4 protein-coding genes are annotated in these 5,948 nt (G+C 59.4%); all 4 read right to left on the reverse strand.

What is annotated here, in order from left to right:
- Positions 1–183: 183 nt before the first annotated feature.
- Positions 184–1,350, reverse strand: coding sequence for a trimeric porin PorB (gene porB / locus BDE01S_RS07570; protein WP_066079639.1), 1,167 nt, complete (start codon positions 1,348–1,350; stop codon positions 184–186).
- A gap of 265 nt (positions 1,351–1,615) precedes the next feature.
- Positions 1,616–2,764, reverse strand: a complete 1,149-nt coding sequence (locus tag BDE01S_RS07575; RefSeq protein ID WP_066079641.1) for a THUMP domain-containing class I SAM-dependent RNA methyltransferase — start codon at positions 2,762–2,764, stop codon at positions 1,616–1,618.
- Between the two features lie 39 nt (positions 2,765–2,803).
- Positions 2,804–3,532, reverse strand: a complete 729-nt coding sequence (gene pdxJ, locus BDE01S_RS07580) for a pyridoxine 5'-phosphate synthase (protein ID WP_066079644.1) — start codon at positions 3,530–3,532, stop codon at positions 2,804–2,806.
- Positions 3,533–3,679: 147 nt separating this feature from the next.
- Positions 3,680–5,854 (reverse strand): primosomal protein N', encoded by a 2,175-nt coding sequence (locus BDE01S_RS07585; RefSeq protein WP_066079645.1) that lies wholly within the window; start codon positions 5,852–5,854, stop codon positions 3,680–3,682.
- Positions 5,855–5,948: the final 94 nt, after the last annotated feature.

Genomic DNA, 5,948 nt, shown 5'->3' on the forward strand with positions numbered 1-5,948 from the left:
ATTTTCGGGTATATCAACGAATCGTCGGGCAAAAGTGCCCGACCTACTGCTGAAAAACAGGGATTTTCAGACGGCTTTTTGACGAAATATGCGAACACTGCCGCATGCCATATCATTCAACCATACACACCAAAAAAGCCTGTCTCCCGACAGGCTTTTTCACGATAAATACAGCTGCGCTGCTTAGAACTTGTGGCGCAGGCCGACCAAGCCGGCGACGGTTTCCACGCGGTGCGGGCCGTTTTCGCCGCCTTTCAACCAGCCGGCTGAGGCCACGACGGTCGTGCGTTTGGAGAAATCGTAATCCACGCCGGCAACCACTTGGTTGTAGCGCGTGCCGTGTACGTTGCTGCCGTCCACTTTGGCTTTGAAGCCGTGGGCGTAGCTGACGCGCGGGGTGAGATTGCCGAAGCGGTAAGCGCCGGTGGCGGCGATTTCAACGGTTTCCACGCCGCGGCTGTCGAGCGCGGCATCCGAACCGAATACCACGTTGCTTGCATTCACGCCGTCGGTACGCATTTGGCTTGTTACCACGCCGTTAGACAGGGTTTGCGCGTAGTCGCCCAAAGTTTCCCAGTTTTTGCCGTATTGGCCTGCTACCGCCAGCAAGGCGTTGCCCGCGCCGTAACCGGCTACCAGGCGGTGCAGCTGGCCGTCTTTGTATGCGCCGCTACTGCCGACGGAATTCTTACGGAAACCGCCCGCATATTGGCCGAAGAAGCCTGAGTTTTCATAGTTGACACCGGCGTAGTAAGTGTCTTTGCCGGCTTCGTTGTGGGTGTATTTATCGGCGGCATTGATGTTGTCGCGCGGTACATATTGCACATTGGCGCTGAAGCCCGACCATACGGGGCTGTCGTAGCGCACGGAAATCACGCGCTTGTCGTTGCGGGTGAACACGCCCATGCCCAGCGCGTTGTTGCGGTATTCCCACAGGTCAAACGCGCTCGAGAGGCTTTTTACGGAAGAATCCAAGCGGCCGGCGCGGATTTTACCGAAGCCGCCCTCCAGGCCGATAAACGATTGGCGCGTGCCCCAGTTGCTGTCGGTGCCGGCGATGGAGGCTTTCTGCTCCAGCTGCCAGATGGCTTTCAGGCCGTTGCCCAGATGCTCGTGGCCTTTAAAGCCGATGCGCGAGCCCAGATCGGTAATGTCGGTCGCCGTGGTCGAACGCGCGCTGCGGCCGAGTTGGTCGCTGGTATTGTCCGCGCTGCCGTTTCCGTTGGCGGCGCTGCCCAGCTTGATGTTAGACACTTCCACACCGGCTTTGATTTGGCCGTACAAAATCACTTCTGCGGAAGCGGCAACAGGCAAAGCAGCAATCGCCAGGGCGATAAATGTTTTTTTCATGATGTTTGTCCTCTAATTATTTGAATGGGCGTATGATCTGCACACCTGCGCCGTATGCGGCAGCGGGCGGGCAGTTTCAAGCCGCTACATCTTAAACCGATTGAAAAGGAAAAACAATTTTTGTCAATATCGATAAAAACACTTGGCTGAAACCGTCGCTTTTTAACCACATTTAACACAAAAAAGCCGTCTGAAAATAAGAATTTTCAGACGGCTTTTTATATATATAGTTGAAGAAATTAATTTCTCCAACTATAAATTAAAGTCAAACGGCGCAGCGGTTCGAGCCTTTCACCATCTCCAGCAGAAACAGGCGGCAGTCGAGATTGCCGTTGTAGAGCGGGATTTTGCGCTTGGGTGAAAGGCGCATCAATTTCGGCATATCGCGGTCGCCGGTAAACATACCCGCCAGCCAGCCGGCATAATGCTGCTTCAGCCACGAGCCGAGCTGCGGATACAGCGCCTGCAAAGCCTGCACTTCCGCCAGGCGCACGCCGTAAGGCGGGTTGGAGAGCATGATGCCGCCCTCGCCGTTCGGCCGCGCGTCTTGCGCGTCCTGCACCTGCCAGCGGATTAAGCCGCCCACCTCGGCTGCTTCGGCATTGGCTTCGGCCAGGCGCACCATATGGCGGTCGTTGTCGCTGCCGCCGATCGGCGCGGCAGCTTCACGCACCTGCTCTTTGGCCTGCTGGCGGATTTTGACCCATTCCGCTTTATCGAAGTTTTGCAGCTTTTCAAAACCGAAGCGGCGCAGCAGGCCGGGGGCGCGGCCTGTGGCCATCAGCGCGGCCTCGATGGCCAGCGTGCCGCTGCCGCAAAACGGGTCTTGAAACGGCTGCGTGCCGTCGTAGCCCGCCAGCAGCAGCAAACCCGCCGCCAGATTTTCGCGCAGGGGCGCTTCGCCGCTGTCTTGGCGGTAGCCGCGTTTGAACAGCGCTTCGCCCGAAGTGTCGATAAAAATCTGCACATCGCGTTCGCCCAAAAAAGCGTGCACGCGCACATCGGGGCGGACTTTTTCCACGCTCGGGCGGGCATCGTAAATGTCGCGGAAGGCATCGCACACCGCGTCTTTGATTTTCAGACCGACGAAATCCAGGCTTTTCACTTGGGCGCGCTTGCCCTCCACCTTGACTTTAAACGTCTGCTCCAGCGTAAACCAGTTGAACCAGTTGATGTTTTTCGCCAGCTTGTAAATATCGTTTTCGCTGCGGTAGCTGCCTTTGGTCAGGCGCAGCAGCACGCGGCTGGCGGTACGCGAATGCAGGTTGATGCGGTACACCTGCGCCATCGTGCCTTTGCAGGCCACGCCGCCGTCGGTGGCACGGATGTCGGCGCACTCGAGCGCGGCCAATTCTTCCGACAAAGGCGCTTCCAAACCGCGCGGGCAGGTGACAAAAAGGGCGTATTGGGTCATGTTTGATTTACTTTCTTGGTCAGGGGGCAAGGCGGAGCGTTAACGGCTTTGTCTTGCCCGGAACATCGCTTCCTTCATCTGGCGCACGGCTTCGGGCAGCCCCAGAAATACGGCTTGCGAAATCAGCGAATGGCCGATGTTTAATTCTTTGATGGCGTCGATTTGTGCAATCGGCGCAACATTGTGGATGGTCAGGCCGTGGCCGGCGTTGACAACCAAACCCAGGCTGTCGGCAAAGGCTGCACCGGTTTCAATCCGGCGCTGCTGCTTCAGCCGCTCTTCCGGGCGATGCGCGTCGGCATACGCGCCGGTATGCAGCTCAATCACGGGCGCGCCGACATCTTTGGCCGCCTGAATCTGCGCTTCGTCGGCATCGATAAACAGCGAAACGCGGATGCCTGCTTCGGTGAGCGTGCGGGTAAAGGCGGCGATTTTGTCCTGCTGCGACAATACGTCCAAGCCGCCTTCGGTGGTGACTTCCTGCCGACGCTCCGGCACGATGCAGACATCTTCGGGCATAACTTTTAGCGCGTTTTCCAGCATTTCTTCCGTCAGCGCCATTTCCAGATTCAGGCGCGTGCGGATGGCGTTTTTCACGGCAAACACGTCTTCGTCTTTGATATGGCGGCGGTCTTCGCGCAGATGCAGGGTAATCAGATCCGCGCCGTGGGTTTCGGCCACCAGCGCGGCTTCTACCGGGCTGGGATAGGAAGTGCCGCGTGCATTACGCAGCGTCGCCACATGGTCGATATTCACACCCAACAACATATATGGTCCTTTCCGATACTGAAATCCAATGGCGTATTGTGGCACAAAAGCCGTCTGAAGATGCAAGTTTCAGACGGCTTTTCCATCATTCAACACGATTAAAGCGACAAACCGCGCCGCACACCGCGCCTGACCAAACATAAAACGCTACATCTCCTGCGGATCGACATCCACGCTCCAGCGGATTTTGGCATCGCGGTTGCCCTGCAAATACGGCAGCCACAAGCCCAAAGCGCGGTGCAGGCTTTTGCGCGACGGCGATTCGAGAAACATCTGCGCCCGCTCGCGCTCGGCCAGCCGCACCATCAGCATGGGCGTTGCGCCGAAATGGGTCACGTCTTCGGGCAGCTGCGGCTCGACGGCGGCTTTGATGCCGTTGAGAAAATCCACCGCCTGCGCCACATTGGGCGCATCGGCGCGTATGGCCGTCTGAAAACCCGCCGGCGGCATGCCGAACATTTTGCGCTCTTCCAGCTCCCGGTCGGCAAACTGCCGGTAATCCTGCGCTTTCACGGCGGCGAATACGGGATGGTCGGGCAGCTGGGTTTGAATCAATACGCGCCCGGCTTTATCGGCACGCCCCGCCCGCCCGGAAACCTGCATCAGTTCGGCAAACAGCCGCTCCGGTGCGCGGAAGTCGGCGCTGTAAAGGCTGCCGTCGGCGTTCAGCACCACCACCAGATTCAGCCGCGCGAAATCGTGGCCTTTGGCAATCATCTGCGTGCCGACCAACACATCGATTTCCCCCGCGTGGATGCGGCGGTATAAATCGGCCCAATCGTTTTTATGCGCGGTGCTGTCCCGGTCGATGCGGGCGATGCCGGCCTCGGGCAGCAGCAGGCGCAGGGTTTCTTCCACGCGCTGCGTACCCTGCCCGACGGCGGTCAAATCCTGATTGCCGCAGTCGGGGCATTTGTAGGGCACGGTTTCGCGGTGGTCGCAATGGTGGCAGCGCAGTTGGCGCGCGCGACGGTGCAGCACCATTTTCGCCGAGCAGTTCGGGCAGCCGAACGTGTGGCCGCAGTCGCCGCAAAACAGTGCGGGCGAAAAACCCCTGCGGTTGAGATACACCAACGTCATGCCGCCCTCGGCGTAGTTTTGCTTAATCAGATTGAGCGCCTGCGGGGAAAAACCGTTGTCCAATTTCAGACGGCCGACGTTAAGAATATCCACCTGCGGCAGCTGCGCGGCGCTGTGGGCGCGTTGGCGCAATTCCAGCATCCGATACGCGCCGCTTTGCGCCTTGTGCCAGCTCTCCAAACTCGGCGTGGCGCTGCCCAACACAATCGGGCAGCCTGCCTGCTTCGCCCGCCAAACCGCCAAATCCCGCGCCTGATAGCGCAATTCGTTGTCTTGCTTAAACGAGCTGTCGTGTTCTTCGTCCACCACAATCAGGCCGAGGTCGGGCATGGGCGTAAATACCGACAGGCGCGTGCCGATGACCAACTTGGCCTGGCCGAGCATGGCGCGCAGATAATCCTGCGTGCGCCGCCCCGCTGCGGTCTGGCTGTGCAACACCGCCGTCGGCACATCGGCGAAACGGGCTTCCACGCGCTTCAACAGCTGCGGCGTTAAGTTAATTTCAGGCAGCAGAAACAAAACCTGCCGCCCCGCTGCCAGCACTTCGGCCATCGCGTCGAAATACACTTCGGTTTTGCCGCTGCCGGTCACGCCGTAAAGCAGAAACGGCTGAAACTGCCCGAAAGCCGCCTGCACCGCCTGAGATGCGGCCTGCTGCTCTGCATTCAGGCAATATTCAGACGGCCTCAACACCGGCGCGGCGGCGTTTTTCAGCGCAATCCAACCCTGCGCAGCCCATTCTTCCAGGAGCTTGTCGGCCTGCCGGTTAATCTGTTTCAACGCGGGCAGGCTCAGGCCGTCTGAATGTTGCAAGGCGGCCCACACGGCGGCTTTTTTATGGAAACGCGCGGGCGGCGCGGCCTGCAGCCTGCCGGTTTCGCTCAAGCTGTAATACTGCGGCGGCTGCGGCATTTCCACGGGCTTGGTTTCCCGCAAGCCCTGCGGCAGCGCGGCGGACACGGCCTGCCCGAGCGGATAATGGTAATAGCGGGCGGCAAAGGCCAGCAGCGCGCGCCAATCCTGCGGCAGCGGCGCTTCGTCGGTAAAAGCCGTCTGAATATTTTGGATTTTAGTGGGTTCGATGTCCGGCGTGATGCCGCCCGCCCACACGATGCCCGCCTGCGGCCGCCCGCGAAAAGGCACAACCACGCGCGTGCCCGCCGCCAGCGTTTCGTGATGGGCGTAGGTCAGCAGGCCGTCCGCAAGCGGGACGTTTAAAGCGATGTGGTGGTAGATTGTCATGCGTATTCCGGGGATGGCGGGGCGGGTGGGAATGCAGGGAAAGCCGTGTTCTATAGTCGAAGAACTGAATTTCTGCTACGGCGTTGGCTCGCCC

Source organism: Bergeriella denitrificans NBRC 102155 (assembly GCF_001592185.1).
GTDB lineage: Bacteria > Pseudomonadota > Gammaproteobacteria > Burkholderiales > Neisseriaceae > Neisseria > Neisseria denitrificans.

Bases quoted from the DNA above. Each gene is read 5' to 3' on its own strand.
- porB (WP_066079639.1), bottom strand. From the start codon at position 1,350: ATGAAAAAAACATTTATCGCCCTGGCGATTGCTGCTTTGCCTGTTGCC.
- BDE01S_RS07575 (WP_066079641.1), bottom strand. From the start codon at position 2,764: ATGACCCAATACGCCCTTTTTGTCACCTGCCCGCGCGGTTTGGAAGCG.
- pdxJ (WP_066079644.1), bottom strand. From the start codon at position 3,532: ATGTTGTTGGGTGTGAATATCGACCATGTGGCGACGCTGCGTAATGCA.
- BDE01S_RS07585 (WP_066079645.1), bottom strand. From the start codon at position 5,854: ATGACAATCTACCACCACATCGCTTTAAACGTCCCGCTTGCGGACGGC.